Annotated in this window: 17 protein-coding genes; 12 read left to right on the forward strand and 5 right to left on the reverse strand. The window is 45.9% G+C overall.

The window, feature by feature from the left end; all coding sequences use genetic code 11:
* Window positions 1-83 precede the first annotated feature (83 nt).
* The 5 genes from FC82_RS09590 (at window position 84) to FC82_RS09610 (ending at window position 4,840) form a co-directional block, all read left to right on the forward strand.
* Window positions 84-1,415: a dihydrolipoyl dehydrogenase family protein gene (locus FC82_RS09590; protein ID WP_056996862.1), complete on the forward strand. Its 1,332-nt coding sequence runs from the start codon at window positions 84-86 to the stop codon at window positions 1,413-1,415.
* Between the two features lie 346 nt (window positions 1,416-1,761).
* Window positions 1,762-2,577, forward strand: coding sequence for a Cof-type HAD-IIB family hydrolase (locus FC82_RS09595; protein ID WP_054759677.1), 816 nt, complete (start codon window positions 1,762-1,764; stop codon window positions 2,575-2,577).
* A 257-nt stretch (window positions 2,578-2,834) separates the two neighbouring features.
* On the forward strand, window positions 2,835-3,698 hold the full coding sequence (locus FC82_RS09600) for an NmrA family NAD(P)-binding protein (protein ID WP_054759679.1): 864 nt from the start codon (window positions 2,835-2,837) through the stop codon (window positions 3,696-3,698).
* A gap of 247 nt (window positions 3,699-3,945) precedes the next feature.
* Entirely contained in the window at window positions 3,946-4,377 is a 432-nt protein-coding gene (locus tag FC82_RS09605) for a MarR family winged helix-turn-helix transcriptional regulator (RefSeq protein ID WP_054759681.1), read from the forward strand.
* 25 nt (window positions 4,378-4,402) lie between these two features.
* On the forward strand, window positions 4,403-4,840 hold the full coding sequence (locus FC82_RS09610; protein ID WP_056996863.1) for a GNAT family N-acetyltransferase: 438 nt from the start codon (window positions 4,403-4,405) through the stop codon (window positions 4,838-4,840).
* A gap of 67 nt (window positions 4,841-4,907) precedes the next feature.
* On the opposite strand, the gene FC82_RS09615 is transcribed toward FC82_RS09610, so the two are convergent.
* Window positions 4,908-5,396, reverse strand: coding sequence for a MarR family winged helix-turn-helix transcriptional regulator (locus FC82_RS09615; RefSeq protein ID WP_054759683.1), 489 nt, complete (start codon window positions 5,394-5,396; stop codon window positions 4,908-4,910).
* Window positions 5,397-5,594: 198 nt separating this feature from the next.
* On the opposite strand from FC82_RS09615, the gene FC82_RS09620 reads away from it, so the two are divergent.
* On the forward strand, window positions 5,595-6,989 hold the full coding sequence (locus FC82_RS09620) for an FAD-binding oxidoreductase (RefSeq protein ID WP_054759685.1): 1,395 nt from the start codon (window positions 5,595-5,597) through the stop codon (window positions 6,987-6,989).
* Between the two features lie 250 nt (window positions 6,990-7,239).
* Here FC82_RS09620 and FC82_RS09625 read toward each other — a convergent pair whose 3' ends face one another.
* Window positions 7,240-8,487 carry an MFS transporter gene (locus tag FC82_RS09625; RefSeq protein WP_056996864.1) on the reverse strand — a complete coding sequence of 416 codons (1,248 nt, stop codon included), beginning with the start codon at window positions 8,485-8,487 and terminating at the stop codon, window positions 7,240-7,242.
* Window positions 8,488-8,680: 193 nt separating this feature from the next.
* Here FC82_RS09625 and FC82_RS09630 point away from each other — a divergent pair, with 193 nt between their 5' ends.
* The 4 genes from FC82_RS09630 (at window position 8,681) to FC82_RS09645 (ending at window position 12,851) form a co-directional block, all read left to right on the forward strand.
* On the forward strand, window positions 8,681-9,277 hold the full coding sequence (locus tag FC82_RS09630) for a uracil-DNA glycosylase family protein (RefSeq protein WP_056996865.1): 597 nt from the start codon (window positions 8,681-8,683) through the stop codon (window positions 9,275-9,277).
* Between the two features lie 435 nt (window positions 9,278-9,712).
* A complete protein-coding gene (locus tag FC82_RS09635; RefSeq protein WP_056996927.1) occupies window positions 9,713-11,083 on the forward strand; it encodes an Nramp family divalent metal transporter in 1,371 nt (456 codons plus the stop codon).
* Window positions 11,084-11,184: 101 nt separating this feature from the next.
* On the forward strand, window positions 11,185-11,805 hold the full coding sequence (locus FC82_RS09640; RefSeq protein ID WP_054759687.1) for a TetR/AcrR family transcriptional regulator: 621 nt from the start codon (window positions 11,185-11,187) through the stop codon (window positions 11,803-11,805).
* A gap of 449 nt (window positions 11,806-12,254) precedes the next feature.
* Complete coding sequence (locus FC82_RS09645) at window positions 12,255-12,851, forward strand: TetR/AcrR family transcriptional regulator (RefSeq protein ID WP_056996866.1); 597 nt, start codon at window positions 12,255-12,257, stop codon at window positions 12,849-12,851.
* Window positions 12,852-13,704: 853 nt separating this feature from the next.
* Here FC82_RS09645 and FC82_RS09650 read toward each other — a convergent pair.
* Window positions 13,705-14,436: a DUF554 domain-containing protein gene (locus FC82_RS09650; RefSeq protein ID WP_235809208.1), complete on the reverse strand. Its 732-nt coding sequence runs from the start codon at window positions 14,434-14,436 to the stop codon at window positions 13,705-13,707.
* Window positions 14,437-14,709: 273 nt separating this feature from the next.
* A complete protein-coding gene (locus FC82_RS09655; RefSeq protein ID WP_054759691.1) occupies window positions 14,710-15,309 on the reverse strand; it encodes a sugar O-acetyltransferase in 600 nt (199 codons plus the stop codon).
* Between the two features lie 222 nt (window positions 15,310-15,531).
* Between FC82_RS09655 and FC82_RS09660 the strand changes: the two genes are divergently transcribed.
* Window positions 15,532-16,506, forward strand: a complete 975-nt coding sequence (locus FC82_RS09660) for a zinc-binding dehydrogenase (RefSeq protein ID WP_054759772.1) — start codon at window positions 15,532-15,534, stop codon at window positions 16,504-16,506.
* A 431-nt stretch (window positions 16,507-16,937) separates the two neighbouring features.
* Here the strand turns inward: FC82_RS09660 and FC82_RS09665 are convergent, their stop codons facing one another.
* Entirely contained in the window at window positions 16,938-17,807 is an 870-nt protein-coding gene (locus FC82_RS09665) for an SDR family oxidoreductase (RefSeq protein WP_056996867.1), read from the reverse strand.
* A gap of 255 nt (window positions 17,808-18,062) precedes the next feature.
* Between FC82_RS09665 and FC82_RS09670 the strand changes: the two genes are divergently transcribed.
* On the forward strand, window positions 18,063-18,833 hold the full coding sequence (locus FC82_RS09670) for a hypothetical protein (protein WP_056996868.1): 771 nt from the start codon (window positions 18,063-18,065) through the stop codon (window positions 18,831-18,833).
* The last annotated feature ends 43 nt before the right edge of the window (window positions 18,834-18,876 follow it).

The following is an 18,876-nucleotide window of genomic DNA, read 5'->3' on the forward strand; positions in this document are numbered from 1 at the left end:
AACAAGTACGAGGGCGTTTTAAATGACGGCACTGACGAAAGCGGTTAGAATCAAGGTAACCCAATTCGACTGGAGGCATTCATGTGGCTTACGATTACGATACAATTATTATTGGCGGCGGGCCTGGCGGGTTGGCCGCAGCCTACGCACTGTTACGCAAACAAAAAATCTTAGTCATTGAAAATAATTTGTGGGGCGGCACCTGTCCGAACTTCGGTTGCGACCCCAAAAAAATGTTGTATGGTGTCGTGGAATCCAAGCGGCAGACACAGCGTTATGGCCAAAGCGGTATTACAGGCAAGGTCGACATTGATTGGCCGGCATTGATGGCGTTTAAGCACGGTTATACTGATAAAATTCCTAGCGGCACCCATGATGGGCTGACATCTTCTGGTATTGCCACGCTGTTTGGCACAGCAAAGTTTGTTGATGCTCATACGCTTGAGGTCAACGACAAACGGGTGACTGGTGAATCGATCATCATTGCTACTGGTGCTAAACCGGCGATTCCAGACGTTCCAGGGAAGGCACTGTTTCAAACCAGCACAGACTTTTTGTCACTGCCCGAGTTACCGCACGAAATCGGGTTCGTTGGTGCGGGGTACGTAGCCATCGAACTGGCAAACATTGCAGCAGAAGCAGGAGCAACCGTCCACATTTTTCAACATAATGACAAATTGTTACGTGGTTTTCCAGAAGCGGATACGGCAGTCTTGCGCGACACGTTGGCCGCTAAGGGCATTCAGTTTCATTGGAACACCGCTGTTACCGGTGTTTCTGAATCTAAGACTGGTGTCATCGTCCATACCGACAACAAGGATGTTGCCCTCGATACGATTTTTGCCGCTGCAGGGCGTCCAGCAAACATTGCCGGCCTTCATTTAGAAGCAGCTGGCATTGCTGCCTCGGCAAAGGGCATCGAAGTCAACGATCACTTGCAGACCGCTGCGTCTAACGTGTACGCCATTGGTGATGTGATTGCCAAAACGGTCCCCAAATTAACGCCAGTTTCTGGGTTTGAAGGGCACTATGTCGCTGATTTGTTACTGGGTCAGCAGCACGCAGCCATCAGCTACCCGCCAATTCCGCATACTGTCTTTGCCGGACCGGAATTGGCACAGGTCGGGGTTACGTTAACGATGGCTGCTGCCCATCCAGATGCCTACGTTGTGCGGCCAGCCGAGGTTGGCAGTTGGTACACTTACAACCGGCTGCAGGATAAAACGGCGCGGGTCACTGTGATTCTCGATAAGCAGACGAATCAGTTAGTGGGTGCAGTGGTCCTTGCAGTCAATGCTGAAGAATTGATCAATACGTTCTCAGGAATCATTACACGACATGAATCAGCTGCTGAAGCTGAAAGCTGGATGCCGGTTTATCCGAGTGCTGAGAGTGATTTGGAATACTTTTATTAGAAAATTCCGCCTCGATTTTTGGGTTTCTCGTTAATTTGTCAGACAATTAAATTTAGTTTTGAAAACTGACTTTGACTGATATATTAGGCGAGGCAACACACATTTGGTACAAACATAGCGGTTGTATCATGCATGCCAGTGTCAAAGCCGTGCATTATTGCGGATAGTTCATCAAAAAATGATTGATTAAAATTCATAATACTTTATGGCCAATTCAAAATTCAGCACTGAATTTTGAATTGGTCTTTTCTTTTTTATAGACAGGTGTGCCAAGTAATCGAATTTTGCGAGATAACTTGGTAGAATAAAAACGAGAAGAACAGGAATTGATAAGGGAGGTTCCAGTATGTACAAACTAATCACGAGTGATCTCGACGAAACACTATTGCGTAAAGATGGTACCATTTCTGCAGCTAATGTGACTGCCATCAAGTCGGCGGTGGATGCCGGTGTAAAATTTGTCCCAAATACCGGCCGCAGTTTTCTAACGATTCAACCGCTGTTACAGACAATTGGACTCTTCGAACAGCCGGACGAATACGTTGTGTCATATAACGGCGGCGCGGTCGTTGAAAATCAAAATAATCGGGTAGTTGTCAGCAACGCCATGCCCCACGAAGAGGCGGAAAAGGTCTTTGCTATCATGCGTGAGTTTGATGACACCGACATTCATGTGTACACACTGGATCATTTGTACATTTATCATTTACGGACTGATGATCAGGCTTATCTTAAAACGCGTGGGGTGGATTTTGATGAATTTGATGCGCCGACATTAGCAGCATTTAAGAATGATCAAATCATGAAAGTGATTGCCATGAACCCGGAGCGTCACGTTCAAGACAGACTTTACCAAGCAGTGATGACACGGTTTAACAACCAGATCAATTGCACTTACTCTTCCGGTATTTACGTGGAAGCGAATCACTTAGGCGTTGATAAGGGACAGGCCGTTTTAGATTTAGGCGAAAAACTAGGGATTGCGCCTGACGAAATGATTGCCATTGGAGACAATGACAATGATCTGGCAATGCTGCGGGTAGTCGGTATGCCGGTTGCGGTTGCGAACGCGATTGACTCGGTTAAAGGTGTGGCTAAGTACGTTACTGAAAATGATTATGAGCGCGGTGTTGCGGATGCAATTGCACACTTTATCAACTAAATAACACTTTGGAGCGTCTAGAAAAGTACCCGATTTTCTGAACGCTATTTTTTTGGTGCTTTTTTCGTTCCCCGAAATTAGATAAAGGTGGTTGTATCAATTTTAAGATGACGTATAATGAGTTTAGCAACAAAACACGGCATATGTGTCGAAATTATAACAAAATCATACCAACACATAATCGTTGCTTATGCGTGCTCGCTAAGCATCTTTTTTATACAAAAATACATACTGGAATCAAAAATAGGAGGCATTTTATGAACTACACGATTATTGGGGCTTCGGGTGATTTAGGGTGTTATTTAATGCGGTATCTGGTGGGTTATGCAGGCGCAACGCATTGTCAAGCTATCGTATATTCAAGTGGGAAGACTGCCAACTTGAAAGCACAGCACGTCCAAGTCGTCCGGACGGATTATCAAGATCAGGGAACGCAAACAAGGGCGCTTTTGGGCACGGATGTTCTCGTGTATATACCGAGTGAAACGTATGATGTTCAGCGGTGCATCGGTGAATTTGAAACGATGCTGACGGCAGCTAAAAATGCCGCCGTAAAACAGCTCATCTTCGTTAGTTTCTTTGCCGATCAGGAACATAACCCATTTGTTCTGACACCGTTTTATGGGTACGCGACTCGTCGCCTGGCAACAACAGGAATGCCCTATGTGGTCGTTAAAAACGCGTTGTATGCGGATCGCCTTATCCCACACTTACCTGAATTAGTTAGAAACGCGACCCTGACTTACCCAGTTGGAGACAAGGCACTGTCCTTTATCAGTCTGAGTAACAGTGCGGAAGCTATCGCTAAGGTGGCAGTTACCCCGATGCTGCACGGTAAAGGACAAAGCTATACGTTAACGCAGCCAAGTAGTTTAACAATGCCTGAATTGGCACATGTTTTAACGATGACAACAGGGGAAAAGATTGGCTACGAACCAGCACCAGTGCAGCAACGTCCGACTGGTGATTCTTTCCAAACTGACGATTTCGCACTGAAGACGTTATTTGAAGCGGGTCAAATGGGCTTTTTAGATATTGTCTCTGATGATTTTGAGACAATTATTGGGCGACCGGCCGACGGAATGGCAGCAGTTTTGAAAGAAAAAATTGCGTTAATATAAAACCAGCGACAGACAATCAAGCTGCGCTTGCGTAGTTTTTCGTGATCCATCACGCATTTCAAGGCAGTAACCAAAACGGCAAACTTTCATTTATTTAAGTGGATCGCAGTCATCGGGAAATACACGGCACATTAAAGCTGGAAGTCACAAGATTTCCAGCTTTTTTAGTGAAATGATCATTTCGACTAGACAAATTTACAGTCACGAAATATAATGGACAAAAGCCATTATATTGGAGGCGACACACATGCCGTTATCACAGAAGAACCTGCACCAGATTCGGGCATTTAACCGTGACTATACGGAATTATTGGGTATTTTAAACAAGCGGGTCTTCAATACGGAACTCAGCTGGCCAGAGGCTCGGATTCTGATGCTGATTGCTGTCGAGACCCCGATAAGCCCCAAGGATGTTGCGGCAAAATTGGCGCTTGACCGCAGTTACACCAGTCGAATTATTAAACGGCTGACAGCTGCTCGACTAGTTGTCAAAACAGCGTCACTAACTGATTCGCGAGCGATTATTCTGTCCCTGACAGCGGCGGGAAAAACACTCAATCAGCAGTTGGATGACCTCTCCGATGCGCAACTGAGAACCATTTTTGAGCCATTATCTGCGGATAATCAGCAACACGCATACGAGGCAATTGAAACATTGAATCAGTTACTATTTAAATGATAATTATAAGAGAGAAAGTGTTGATATGTGGCAAGCAAAACCATTTGCAGAGCTATCCGTTACTGAATTTTTTGAATGTTTGAAACTTCGGGTGAAGACTTTTGTTGTGGATCAAAAACGAATCTATCAGGAAGTCGATGACAACGACCCGAGAGCGATTCATATTTTTGACTGGGAAGATGGACACGTGATCGCCTATGCGCGGGTCTTTCAAACGGATGCTGACACCGTTACTTTCGGTCGGGTGGTCACGGATGATGCGCACCGAGGCACTGGGTTAGGCAACGCCTTAATGGACCAGATCATGACCGTTATTAAACAGCATGATGCCGGCCTGACGATTGCAATTGAGGCCCAGGTTCAAGTCCAGGGTTACTACCGGAAATTTGAGTTTGAGACTGCCGGGGAAACGTTTATCTTTAACAGTACACCGCACATTAAGATGGTGCATCAGGCGCTTTAAGATAAGTGAAGACTGAAAAGACATGGAACCAGAGAAATTACTCTCGGTACCATGTCTTTTTTGCTAGCTAATGCTGCTTACGAATTTGGCTCATTTTGTCCAAAAATGCGGCAACGGTTTGCAATTCCGTTTCTGAAAACTGGCCGATGACCTGCTGTGACTGCACATCCAGATACTGATCAAGTGCCTGGTGCTGTTCATTAATGGCTTTGCCAGCTGCGGTTAACCGGTAGTGGATTTCCTTTTGGTTATCAGGATGTTTCTCTTGTTGAATTAAATCCAGCTGCAATAATTTCTTTGTGGATTTTGAAATGGTTCCTCGGGTGACACCTAGTTTTTCAGACAGGGCGACACCATTGATCAAATGGTGGACGGCGATGGCTTTAAGGGTGTGCATGTTGACGATGGATAACTGGTTAATAACTGTGGCAAGTTCTGGGTCAGCCAACCGCGAACTGATCCAAGCCTTTTCAAACGCATCGCCAGAAGCTAACTGGCTCGCAAGGGTGACGAGGCTTGGATCGATCACGGTTTTAAAGTAGGTTAATTTTTCCAAAAGGCGGCCTCCTTATCAGTTGACTTTACCGATTAAACGCGATATTGTTTCCATAAGAAACAATATCACAATTACCTTAACTTTGCACAAATTATGTTGTGCCATCAATCGTGATGTTGCTCATTAAACGTTGTTGCCGCCGTTTGCACTACATGGCAGAGAGGCGCGATTGCGTTTAACACAAGGAGGAATTTTGAAATGACGGTATTCAAAGCATTTTCAGATGATCAAATTCTTGCTTTCCTGAAGGATCAAGTCAAGGCCGGCACCGTTTATACCGATGATGCCACCCTTCAAAAGCAGTCATTCAGCTCACGACTGACCGATGACGACAGTGGGCTGGCACTGGCCTACATTGAAGCGGCTAACTCGGATGATGTAAAGGGCGTCTTAAAGGCTGCCCGCAAGTATCACATCTCAGTCATCCCGCAAGACCAATTCACTACAACGGTCATTGGTGCCGATGGGGTAGCCGGGAGTTTTATTCTCTCTACGAAAAAAATGAATCAAATTGTTGAAATCAGTAAGGCTGATTCATTAGCCGTTGTGCAGCCCGGGGTCATTAATGGCGACCTGGATAAGGCAGCTCGCAAGGAAGGCATGTTCTACGCACCGGATCCTGGTTCAAAGCCAATCTCTGGTATCGGTGGTAACGCCGCAACCAACGCCGGTGGGATGAGCACTGTGAAATATGGGGCGACTAAGGACAACATCCTCGGGATGAAGGTCGTTTTGGCTGACGGACGCGAAATTAAGCTGGGCGGTCGGACTTTAAAGCAGGCCTTTGGCTATAATTTAACGCAGCTCTTCGTTGGTTCTGAAGGAACACTTGGGATTATCACCGAAATCACTGTGAAATTGCTGCCGATCCCACTTGGCACACCAACGATGGGCATTGCCTTCTTTGATGACATGACCAAACTTGCTAAAGGCGTTGCAGCTATTCGTATTTCAGGTGTTTACCCAACGATGTTGGAAGCACTCGACAGTGCCACTATTTCAGCATTGGACACTTACGAAGGTACAAACTACGGTGTTAACAGCGGTGCCATGCTGATTTTTAAGATCGACAGCAGCACGCCTGAAACGGTCAAAGTGTTAAATGATCTGCTGGACAAGTATGAGGCAAAGAATGTCCAGGTTACGACAGACGCGACTGAACAAGCCAGTCTTGAAAAACTACGACGGGATATGTTGCCAGCAATTTTTGCTGGTCAGAACCATATCATGGAAGATATGGCAATGCCTTTGTCTAAACTCGCCCCAATGATGGACTACATCAGTGAAGTTGGCGAAAAACTTAATCTGAAGATTTACGTTGCCGGGCATGCCGGTGACGGTAATGTCCACCCGACAATTGTTTGGCCGAAGGAAGAAACTGAAACGCCTGAAGCTGTCGTTGAAGCGCTGCAACTCATGTTCCACAAGACGCTTGAACTGGGTGGCACGATTTCCGGTGAACACGCGGTCGGCATGCTAAAGAACCAGTGGAATAATGAAGAACTCGGCGAAGACGTTGATCAGATCCAACACCAGATCAAAGCGTTGTTTGATCCGATGGGAATTTTGAATCCGAAACGGAAGATTAATTAAAGAGAGTGCGGAAAAAGGCGCTTAAGGAGTGGAGCCTAGTGGACTTTGACCGCAAAAGCCCGATTCTGGCTTTTGCGGTCGAAGTCCACTAGGTGCAACTCCTTGCCTTTGGGAGCACGTTTAGACGCCAAGTTGGCAGAGCGACTGTGCCGACATCAACACCGCAACAACTTAATCATTGAATAAAAAAGGCGTCTCAGCAAATTAAATACTGAGGCGTCTTTTACATATCGTATATTAAGGGGAAGGGTTAAGCCTTAGCTTCCTCCGAAGCACCGTGAATCCACTTATTGATCAGTTTTCGCTGACTAAGAACCACCGGAATAAGCAGCACAATTGCCAAAAGTCCACAGGATGGGAAGCCCCAGATACCGCCCGCGATGTCCATGACTCCGCCGACGAAGATACTGCCGATGGGGGTCGTGCCTTGATTCAGCAGGACGTAAACGCTCATGACGCGGCCCCGCAGATTGTCGGGAATGCTGTACTGGAACGAGGCGTTGGACTGGTTCAGGAAAATCATGTTGCAGAAGCCGACGCACACCATGACCAGCATGGCTAACCAGTAAGTATGGACAAACAGCATGAGGGCTTGCAGTGTGACCGTGCCGGCCGTCACGAACAAGTAGATGTTTCGCTGCAACCCAAAGCGTGAGAGATAACTCATCAAAAAGGCAGCTATCAGCGAACCGACCCCACTAGCGGAGAGCAGGTTTGCGTAGACCTGGGCGCCGGAATGAAGGACTGTTTTGGCAAAAATCGGAATGATCACGTTGTTATTGAAATTTAGTGTGGATACGACCAGCATTAATTCGGCGCTTAAACGAATGTTGGGCTGGTGCCAAACATAGCTGAGTCCGTATTTAACATCTGACCACAATCGCTGACGAGAGTGGGATGCCAGTGTGTTTGTCTGGTGAATCAAAAAGAGACCAAGTAACACAGCTAAATAACTGATGGTGTTTACGAGAAAACAAAAAGCGACGCTGTACCGGGCCATGAGCAAGCCGGCTACTGAAGGCCCAACAATTTTGGCCATATTAAATAGGGTGGAGTTTAATGAAATGCCGTTCATTAAATCCTTTTGACCAACCAGTTCAACAACGTAAGACTGCCGGGTCGGTGTATCAAAGCTTTGAAGAACCCCGTACACAACGGCAATGATCAATATTTCCCAGTATTGAATAAGCTTTGTGTAAGTCAGGATGGTAATGAGTAGTCCAAGTAATAGAAAACCGAACTGAGTTAAGAGTAGAATTTGTTTCTTTGGGAAGCGGTCGATGACAGTGCCGGCAACTAGGGTTAGGATGAGAATCGGCGCAAATTGGCAGGCGGTTAAAACGCCGACCAAAAAAGCTGAGCCGGTTAACTGGTAGACCAGCCACGTCTGAGCGGTTCGCTGAATCCAAGTGCCCATGACGGAAATACATTGACCAAACCAGAAGTAGCGGAAATTTCGGTTCTGAAGTGAAGAAAAGGTACTGCGTAGGACGTTCATGTGTGCGCCAGCTTTCAATCGGGTATCATGTTTGCGTATCGCGCGTAAACACATTACCAATTACGATAGTCTTTATTACCAGAAAGTCAATAAAATGTAATCGTTATTATAATTAAAATCTAAATTTAATACAATTGACACATTTGCCTATATTTGCCCCTTTTAGCACGGCTTGATAGAATGAAGCTAATTGATGGAGGTGATTGTCATCACAAAGGCAGAAGCTATATTTAAAGCCATTCAAGCTGACCCACAAAACGCGGTTTACACACAGACTGGTATCAAGCCGTTATATCAGGTTATGCCAGAGGCTGAAATTTTGATTACCAGTCAGGCACCCAGCCGTCGGGCACAGGAATCAATGCTGTTTTGGGACGACCCCAGCGGTGATCGATTACGCGAGTGGATGGGTTTGAGCCGTGATCAGTTTTACAATTCGGGGAAGATTGCGATCCTGCCCCTTGATTTTTATTTCCCGGGAAAAGGTGACCGTGGTGATCTGCCGCCGCGACAAGGATTTGCTGAAAAGTGGCACGCCCCCTTGCTCGCACTCATGCCTAACGTTAAGTTGAATCTGCTGATTGGGCAATACGCTCAAAAATTTTACCTGCAAGCCCGCCGGCAGAAAAATCTGTCGGAAACGGTCAAACACTATGCCGACTACATGCCGGATTATTTTCCAATCGTGCACCCGTCACCTTTAAATTATGGTTGGTTGAAAGGGCATCCGTGGTTTGAGGCGGAAGTGGTTCCTGCACTCAAGAATGAAGTTGCTGCAATTATTCATTGAATTTAGTTGTAAAAGACGCAGTAGAATTAAAAAAGGGCGGTTAATTTGATCACTTTTTAATACCATTTTCAGAGTCTCAGAATGATAGTCCCGACCGAACCAGACACCGTTTTAGACGCACAACACCGGTATTTGCTGACATATATTGAATGTAATCGGTTACGCCTTACACGAAGTTTAGGTATCCAGAAAAATAAACATGAAAAAAGGTGAGAAAAATGCTTGTGTTTAATTTTAAAGGGTGTATATTTAGTTATGGAATTTGAGCATGCGCTCAGTCAGTTTGAAAATATAATAGGTTTTGCTTTGAATGTTTGGACCAGTGAAATAGGTTGTTGATATGATTTTAAACAGGTGTGCTTAATGTTAGATCAATACTTACTTTGCTGCTGGCCAACCGAATTTCTAAGCCCATAGAAAAGAGGTTCTATAATGATGAAAGACGATACTGCAAAGCACAACACGTTTGTGCAAGGCGTTTCTGGCGAAGGGAAGAGCTTGGACGAAGTTAATGGCAGTGTTAAGGTGCCAAAGAACGCGGGGTTCTGGAAGACTCTGATGGCCTATACAGGCCCAGGAATCTTAATTGCCGTGGGGTACATGGATCCAGGTAACTGGATCACGTCAATTGCTGGTGGTGCTCAGTTCAAGTACCGGCTCCTCTCAGTGATCTTGATTTCAAGTTTGATTGCGATGTTACTGCAAGCCATGTCTGCTAAGCTGGGAATTGTTACCGGAAAAGATCTGGCCCAACTCACACGGGAACGGACATCCAAGGGAATGGGAATCGTTCTCTGGGTGATTGCTGAATTAGCTATTATGGCAACGGATGTTGCCGAAATTATTGGTTCTGGGATCGCATTGGAACTGCTGTTTAAGATTCCGTTGATTATCGGGATCCTAATTACCGCCTGCGATGTATTGTTACTGTTAGTTTTAATGAAGTTAGGCTTCCGAAAAATCGAAGCTATCGTAGCAACCTTGGTTGCTGTCATTCTGTTAGTCTTTGCTTATGAAGTTGCTTTGTCCAACCCAAGTATGAGCGGGATTCTTAAGGGATATGTGCCAAGTGGTTCAATCATGACCAACCACTCCATGTTATATCTCTCATTAGGGATTGTCGGTGCCACCGTCATGCCTCATGATTTGTACCTTGGCTCATCAATTTCACAAACCCGTCAATTAGACCGTTCAGACCGTAATGACATCAAGAAAGCAATTAAGTTTTCAACAATCGATTCGAATATGCAATTATTCATTGCCTTCATCGTCAACAGTTTGTTACTGATTTTAGGGGCTGCCTTGTTCTTCGGAACGAACAGCTCGCTCGGTCGGTTCGTTGATTTGTTCAATGCGTTGAGCAACAGTCAAGTGGTTGGCGCCATTGCCAGTCCAATGCTCAGTATGTTGTTTGCCGTCGCCCTGTTATCATCAGGTCAAAGTTCTACGATTACTGGTACCCTTTCCGGTCAAATTATCATGGAAGGGTTCATTCGATTACGGGTACCGCTCTGGGTTCAACGGCTTGTGACTCGGCTGCTTTCCGTTACACCAGTGCTGATTTTCGCCATTATCTACAAGGGAAATGAAGCCAAGATTGAAAGCCTGCTGACAGCATCACAAGTGTTCTTGAGTATTGCGTTGCCGTTTGCCATTATTCCATTGGTGATCTTCACCAGCGATAAGAAAATCATGGGTGAATTTGCTAACCACGCCTGGGTCAAGTACGCAGCTTGGTTCGCAACCATCGTCCTGATTGGCTTAAACGTGTACCTGCTTGGGGAAACCATTACGGGACTCATGTAAAATTAACGAGAAGTCAGAGCTGACATCCTTCACTCTGGCTTTTCTTGTAACACCTGACTAGCCTAACACAGCGACAATCATGGAAGGACAGAGGCTAAGATATGATAAAGACTGATTCAAAGGGTGACGCCCAGAAAGAAAAAATCGTCCGAATTGCGCGAGAGATGTTTGCAACGAACGGCTTTGAAGCAACGACAACCCGGAAAATCAACCAGGAAGCCGGTATTGCGGAAGGGTTGATGTACTACTATTTTCCGCATGGCAAACGGCAAATTTTAGATACAATCGTTTACGAAGGAGTCATGGCTCGGCTAAGCAAGGCAAAATTTGTGTTTCAAAACATCAACTCAGCTGCGGATCTGGAGACAGCTCTGATGGCGAGTTTTGAAAACATTTGGGCAAGTTTTGATGATGAACAACTCTACCAGTCGTTTATGATTACGGTCCGCGAGCGGCCGCTGCTTTCCGACAAACAGGCTAACTGGTTGTTAGACACACTCGATAATTTACGAAAACAACTAGGCGACGGTTTGGCCAACATGACCGGAACGTTTAAAATACCAGCCGAAAGCACCCAAACATTGGCGCAAGTGTTATTGGCTATTTATCAAAAAGTCATCTATGATCAATTATTGATTAAAAATGATCGGCAGTTGGACGACAAAATGGCACAGACCATGCGACCGCAAATTGCGCTGCTATTAGCAAGCGTCAGCGATTAATGATTAGAAGGATATGAACCCTGTTGCCAGATTTCGATTTGAAACTGAGCGATGGGGTTTTTACGTGGACTTGTCAGATGTTGCATGCAGATGGGGGATTGGCGTGTGGTTTTTTCGGACGGGTAATCACCTTAATGGGTGGCGGTTAGCATTCTGTTGACCTTTGGGGGCATGTCCAGGCTCCGACAGCTGTTAGATGATTCTTAATGTACCACGCTAATGTCCCACGTTGAATCCGCGAAAGTTCATGGCACGAATGGTGTTCAGCACCGCTTTAATCACGAATTGACACATGTTGTATCTTCTTTCCCACGTTCACTGGTCGTGGTATAGTTGAGTTAGATAGACCTATCAATTGATAGATATTGGACACAAACTGTATAATTGTGGCACTTCTAGCTCTGAGGACGTGTTACAGTAAGAATACCAACAAAGGGGGCGGGACGAAGATGTTAAAGAAAAATCACACGCGACGTGAGCTGCAAAAAGCGATGCTCGCGTTACTGACTTCGAAGCCGTTTGCGAACATTACCGTAAACGACTTGGTTAAGCAGAGTCACCTTAACCGCAGCACCTTTTACCGCTACTATGATGATAAATATGATTTGATCCGCAATGTTGAGGATGATTTCATCGAAAAATTCATGGTATTCCGTAAACAATTCGGGATCTTAAATTTGGAAAATGATGCTTTGGAAGCTAAATTTGAATTTTGCCGGGCCCACGCGGTGACTATTCGCACATTACTGAGTGTGAATGGTGACCCACGTTTTGAGCGCCGGTTGCGACAGGAAATTGATCGTGCCGTTGAAACAAAATTCAACTTAAAAACAAAAAACGCGATGGACTCGATGTCGGCAAATTTTGCTAAATCATCCCTTAGTGGTGCGGTGATGTACACCATTGGATTTATTGCCACCAATCCTGATCCAAAACTCGTGGTGCCGCTGGAACAGAATATGAAACGCTTGATTTTAAACGGTCCGTGGCAGATTCTCAAAGAAGTTTCAGATAATGATGGGCAACAGGGGTCACAGACAAAATAAATTAGAATGTTTTTTAACAAGTGTTTTATCCCGCCAAAACCCGCGTTATGTGTAGATTTGTTTGACTTTTCGTGTGTTCAAAATGAAACATTTCTAATTGAATTGTTGGTTGAAGATACCCCAACTTCTCGATATGATAGACACATAAAGTGATAGTGAATTGAATCTAAGCAACGACGAGTTGTCAGGATTCAGGTTTATCACATAGGAGTTGGCTTATATAAAGCACTACTTTGACCTTTGAAATGAGTCACATCATTGCAAGATGGATAATTGGAGTTATCCGGGGGATCTTGTGTGAATAACGGGGGGTCGTTATTCAACGAGGGTGTAATTTAAAAAGGTTTTCGAATAGAAGCTTAACATAAGCGCGTCTCAGACATGGGACCAACAATAAAAAAGACACGATGGCTAGGTACCGGAGGGTCTTTTTTTGTGGCCAGAGAGTGGAGCCCCCTGCCTTGCGGAACTCATTTCCGCGACATAACCAAAAAACCACGTCGCAATCACCACACAGACGAATTTGAAAGAATAAGTCCGGGCCTGACTTTTTGACCCAGAGTGCCTTATGCAGGAGCCTCTGCCTTGCGGAACTCGTGTCGGCTACATAACCTAGAAATCGCATTGTCATCACCACACAACCGACTACCGAGATTCTTAAATGACTGCGATAATTCCCGCGATCTCGGCGAACATCCCAATCTCATTAGTGCATAAAAAAGCCATCAAATACCGAATTAGCAACTGCTAAAACTGTGTTTGACGGCTATTTTTTGCGTTTTTCGGAAAGTTCCGTACGCGTACTACGAGGTGCGTGGTTTTCTCAGTGTACAGCCTTGAATGCCTTACTGTGTTACATCAGTGCTACATACCCGATCACTACTAACAACCCAGGCAACATATTGGCCACTCTAATTTTGGTATCCAGTAACAGGTTGATACCGATGCAGAAAATCATCATTGAGCCGACCAACGAGATACCATTAGTCATAGCGGTAGTCAGAAATTGATCAATAAACACCGCCAGCAATGTAATCGTCATCTGAAAGATAAACAGTGGCAGGCTGCTGAAAATTGCACCGACACCGAAACTTGCAGCATAAATGGCCACAATCACACCATCTAAAATTGCCTTTGTAAACAGCATGGTCGGGTCATGATTGATAGCGTCTTGTAATGATCCAATGATAGCCATAGCGCCAACGCAGATCGTCAAAGTAGCACTAACGAACCCTTCGATGAACAAAGAATCACTTTTAGCACCAACCTTACGGCGCAACCAATCACCTAGTTTCACAAATTGATGGTCAATGTCAATTAATTCACCGATCAACGCCCCAATGACTAATGATATAGTCGCCATGAGTGTGCCGTGAGTGCTGATCTGTCCGTTTTTGACGACCAGCATCTGACTCAATACGCCTGCGACGCCGATAAAAATTACGGCGACACCTATGGCCTGAATAATGGTTTTTTGCAGCTTATCGTTTAATAGCCGCTGAAATATGTATCCGATAACACCGCCTGCTAAAACCGCGGCGGTGTTCACAATGGTGCCAATGCCAACTAAGTAAATAATGCTCACCCCTCTAAATCGCGCTTAAATGGCCTGTGACGGTCACACCATTCAGTTTAACATGTGTATGTGACTTCCGGCAATGCTTGTCTCTACCGTCAATTATCACTGCTTTGCCTGCATATTAACAGGTTACGGTTACACGACAGACCGTTGAAACTCAAAAATTTAATGTGTGAGGTGTGACTGCCGTTAGCCGTCCTAACAGGCTATTCAAAATTAAAGAACAATCAAAGCAGTGACCTAGTATTGGGGATCAACATTAATGGCCAAACAGTCAAATTAAGCCTTTTGAATTAATGTTTTTACGACTCGGCAGGGATTCCCAACAGCCACGACACCGGCTGGAATATCATGGGTGACAACACTGCCGCCGCCAATTACTGAACCAGCACCAATCGTGACGCCGGGCAGAACAATCACGCCACCGCCTAGCCAGCATTGATGCTCGATGTGAACAGGCACCGCTCTGGTCCGCACGAAATGCTGTTCTGGATGAGCATCCCAATTAGGATTTAACCGTTCAGCCACTGTGACTGGGTGGGTAGCGGTATAGATTTGTACGTTGGGACCAATCATTGTCTCATCATCGATAGTAATCAGGTTGGAGTCCATAAAACTGCAGTTCATGTTAACTGAAACCTTGCTGCCAAGGTAGATATTGGCAGCCATATCGCACAAAAAGGGTGTGCCTATCGTTGCATCGTGACCAATTCCACCAAGGTAGCGCGTTAGCAAGTCGTGGCGCTCATCACCGTGGTCGTACGCAGTTTGGTTGTAAGCCTTCAAGAATGTATAGGCCTGCTGTTTGTGCGTTTTAAACGTGGCATCATGGGCATCGTACAAGTCACCATTGAGACATTTTTCCCACTCAGTTGTCATGCAAAGGACTCCTTATCATTCGTTTTTGTTGGTTTTAGTTTACAACGACTTATGATTGAAGGTCAATTTCGGCCTGGGTCAACTCTAACTGTTAAAAATTTGGAAATAATCATTTCAAAAACGTGCTTACGTATTAAAATAAGGATAACAATTATTTACGTGATCACTGCTCATCAACAGGTTCACGACTGTAAACAGATGCAATCAGGGAGGCTATTAATGATGAAGGCGGCATATATTGAACGGCTTGGCGACGCCAGCAGTATTCAAATTGGGGAGTTACCTGATCCAGAAGTCTATCAAAAAGACGTGCTTGTTCGGGTTGAAGGGGTCGCGGTTGACCGGGTCGACACGTATGTGCGCAGCGGTGCTTATCAAACAGACATGGCATTTCCGCACGTCATCGGTCGTGATATGGTCGGTGAAGTGGTGTCAGTTGGTTCCGCAGTGACTGCCTTTAAAGTCGGTGACAGCGTTTGGACGAATTCGATGGGCTATGATGGTCGTCAGGGTGTGACCAGTACACTGGTGGCAGTGTCTTCAGATCGACTTGCACCAGTGCCGAGGGGTGTCGACCACATACAACTGATTGCCTCGGTTCATTCTTCCGCAACTGCCGTGCTGGTGTTGAGCGATGTCATGCAAGTCCGCATGGGTCAGTCGATCCTGATTGAGGGCGCGGCTGGCCACGTGGGCACGAAACTAGTCCAACTGGCGGAACGAATGGGGCTTGACATCCTCACCACGTCAAATGAACGCGATTTTACAAATCTGGCCAAACTTGGCAGCCAAGGCACTTTCAATTACAGGGAAAACTTTGGTCAGAAAGTGACTGGCTTGTTCTCTAATGGCGTTGATCACATCATTGATACGTCAGGAAATGCCGACTTTCAAACGAACATCAATCTCTTGGCACAAAATGGCGAAATCACGTTGATTACGGCCCCAAAGAGCAACCTTTTCTCCTTCAACGTTCGGCATTTTTACATGAATCAAAAACACATCAACGGGTTTGTGATTAGTCACGCCTCAATCGTACAGTTGCGTCAGGCGGCCCAAACCATCAACGCCGCTTTTCGTCGCGGGATGCTGCTGGACGATGAGATTATTGTGAAACATTTTGATGACGCACAATGGGCGCATGAAACGTTAGAAATGGGTCAGGATAAGGGCAAACGAATTGTGCTAGTGCCGTAGATATTCGTGAACAGTTACACTGAGCCAATCCATAATATCGCGTTGCGGTTGGAACCTGATGCCTCAACGTGTCATAAACGGCTGATACCGACAGTATAAGGCACCTCAGATTATTATCCAATTCAGGATTTTAATCTGGGGTGCCTTAAGTTTTGGACTCAGAACTGTAGTTGTGCAACGTTTGATCAAGCATTTTTATTTCCATTCGTTTTTTGTGGTCGAGTGGAAACAAATTTACAGAGCCACGGACTGCTGCAAAGTGGGTTCTGCTCCAAAAAGTCGAATTTGGGCTTTTTCTTAAATTTTACAGTGTTGTGCTTGCGACGCGGTTCTAGGCTTCGTTGCCTAAACGAGTTACGCAAGGCAGGGGGCTCCTGCGTAAGGCACTTTGACCCGAAAAGCCGGACCCAGACTTTTTGGGTCAAAGTGCCTTACGCTCCGCCCCCTAGGCGCCTTGCTCCACTCTCTGGCCTCAACATATCCCTTAACCGCAACTGTCCCACTACACCGCCATCAATTAAAATGTCAGTTCCTGTGAGATAGGCTGGGGCATCGGTCACTAAGTAGGCGAGAAAACCGCCGACCTCCTGGGGTGTGCCAAAGCGTTTGATTGCGGCGTAGTTGACCATGGCTCCGGCACCCTTATCTTTTTCCAGTTTCCCCATCTTCGTATCAAACGATCCCGGCGAGACGGACACCACGTGGGCACCACGAGAACCGTAAATCGGGGCAATGTGCTCGGTGTACCACATCACGAAATTCTTGCTCAGCGGATACGCCATTTGCGACCGATTCTTTTTGGGGAGTACCTGGCAATGTTGTACCAACCTGTGATAAAGCACTTCTGTATCCCGGTTAACTGTTTTATAGGCGTGTTTTGGAATCATTAATTTTGGCAGCATGTAGCCCGCCATGGAGGCAACGTTGACCAAACTAAACCGGTGGTCGGTCAGCTCCATAAACGCCCGGTCAACGTTTACAGTTCCCACGGCGTTTATGGCGATAATCTTGCGATAGTCGCCCATGCTGGGACTCACGCCAGCAGTATGGATAACACCGGTGATGTGGCCTAAGTGAACAGCTGTGTCAGCCATGTAGGTCACGTCGGCCTCTGAAGTAATGTCACAGGTCACAGTTGCTACTTCAGCTTGATGTTCATCCAGCGCTTGTTTCGCCTTTGCGAGCGCGTCACTGCTTAAATCTGCTAGTAATATGACAGTATTTTCTCGGTCACTAAGGGTTTCAGCTGCAGCAAATCCCATGCCGCCGGTTCCGCCAGTGATAACGAAGACATCTTTCATGAGCGCACCTCCGATAATTGATTAGTTTCTCGACACTATTATTGTAGCACCGCTAATGTAATCGGTTGCTGAAAAGAGCCTGCAATCTCGCCTGTGACGGGGCTCTCAAAATTTGCTGAAAATGCGGAGAATTTTGTATTCTGACCGTAAAATGGCGTGAGGGCCAACGAGTGTTATAGCCAGAATGGGTGGCCATAACTTGATTATTTTGGTGCTTCGGCCCATCATTAGGGAAACAACTTCGGAGGTGCAGGCATGTCACAATCATTTACGGGAAATTACGAAACGGATCGGTTTACGATTCAACTGGACGATGCGCAGGGGGAAATCGTTTTAGGAAATGGCGATGCGCAACCAATTGCAAAATCCGTCAATTTGTTCTTTAAGGCTGGCCAATTGGTGGGCGTGACGGCATTGGCTAAGAATCGTAAGTACGATCGACTGGTCAGCATCACGCCGGGTCCGGATGTGCCCTACCAGTATTTGGCACGAATGATTGCGGATGATGCGGTTACTGCTGGCGTTAAACTGAAGGCGGATACTGCAACAGAAAAAGTACCGCAGAACCTGGTAAAGCCCACCCGTGCTTATCTTGATGAGGTACTGCCAGTCCTGGCGTTTATGGGATTACATTTAGTTGCTCCAGTTGTAAAAAAGGGTGGTAAACCACGGCACAATTGGCAGACAGCCTTAGCAACCATGCCGTTCAAGGTTGATCATGACGGTGCCAAAGCAACGGTTTTCTGGGCCAAACGTAATGAGTTTATCATCAAGGCGGGCGCGCAAATGAAGGCCGAAGCACCCTTGAATAAGGATGGATCATTAGGATTTTCAGCGCGATTCTCCCAACAGTTGCGGGATGAGAACGCCGATACGTTTGACGAAACCTTTGTCACGACTCAGGATGTTCATTTAAAGAGTGTCAATGAGGTCGGCCTTTTTCTCTACTTCGGCGGGACGAATAGCTGGCTGCAATTGGTTAGCGCAGATGGTCAGACCATTGATGAACTGACCGTGGTGAAGTGATTTCCCGGGAAATGATGCGTGGGTAATATATGTTGAACGTAAT

This window comes from Secundilactobacillus collinoides DSM 20515 = JCM 1123 (genome assembly GCF_001435975.1).
GTDB classification, from domain to species: Bacteria; Bacillota; Bacilli; order Lactobacillales; family Lactobacillaceae; genus Secundilactobacillus; species Secundilactobacillus collinoides.

Coding starts and splice junctions, on each gene's coding strand:
- FC82_RS09665 (WP_056996867.1), bottom strand. CDS start 17,807: ATGAAAGATGTCTTCGTTATCACTGGCGGAACCGGCGGCATGGGATTT.
- FC82_RS09640 (WP_054759687.1), top strand. CDS start 11,185: ATGATAAAGACTGATTCAAAGGGTGACGCCCAGAAAGAAAAAATCGTC.
- FC82_RS09605 (WP_054759681.1), top strand. CDS start 3,946: ATGCCGTTATCACAGAAGAACCTGCACCAGATTCGGGCATTTAACCGT.
- FC82_RS09625 (WP_056996864.1), bottom strand. CDS start 8,487: ATGAACGTCCTACGCAGTACCTTTTCTTCACTTCAGAACCGAAATTTC.
- FC82_RS09595 (WP_054759677.1), top strand. CDS start 1,762: ATGTACAAACTAATCACGAGTGATCTCGACGAAACACTATTGCGTAAA.
- FC82_RS09670 (WP_056996868.1), top strand. CDS start 18,063: ATGTCACAATCATTTACGGGAAATTACGAAACGGATCGGTTTACGATT.
- FC82_RS09635 (WP_056996927.1), top strand. CDS start 9,713: ATGAAAGACGATACTGCAAAGCACAACACGTTTGTGCAAGGCGTTTCT.
- FC82_RS09630 (WP_056996865.1), top strand. CDS start 8,681: ATGGAGGTGATTGTCATCACAAAGGCAGAAGCTATATTTAAAGCCATT.
- FC82_RS09610 (WP_056996863.1), top strand. CDS start 4,403: ATGTGGCAAGCAAAACCATTTGCAGAGCTATCCGTTACTGAATTTTTT.
- FC82_RS09655 (WP_054759691.1), bottom strand. CDS start 15,309: ATGACAACTGAGTGGGAAAAATGTCTCAATGGTGACTTGTACGATGCC.
- FC82_RS09620 (WP_054759685.1), top strand. CDS start 5,595: ATGACGGTATTCAAAGCATTTTCAGATGATCAAATTCTTGCTTTCCTG.
- FC82_RS09600 (WP_054759679.1), top strand. CDS start 2,835: ATGAACTACACGATTATTGGGGCTTCGGGTGATTTAGGGTGTTATTTA.
- FC82_RS09660 (WP_054759772.1), top strand. CDS start 15,532: ATGAAGGCGGCATATATTGAACGGCTTGGCGACGCCAGCAGTATTCAA.
- FC82_RS09645 (WP_056996866.1), top strand. CDS start 12,255: ATGTTAAAGAAAAATCACACGCGACGTGAGCTGCAAAAAGCGATGCTC.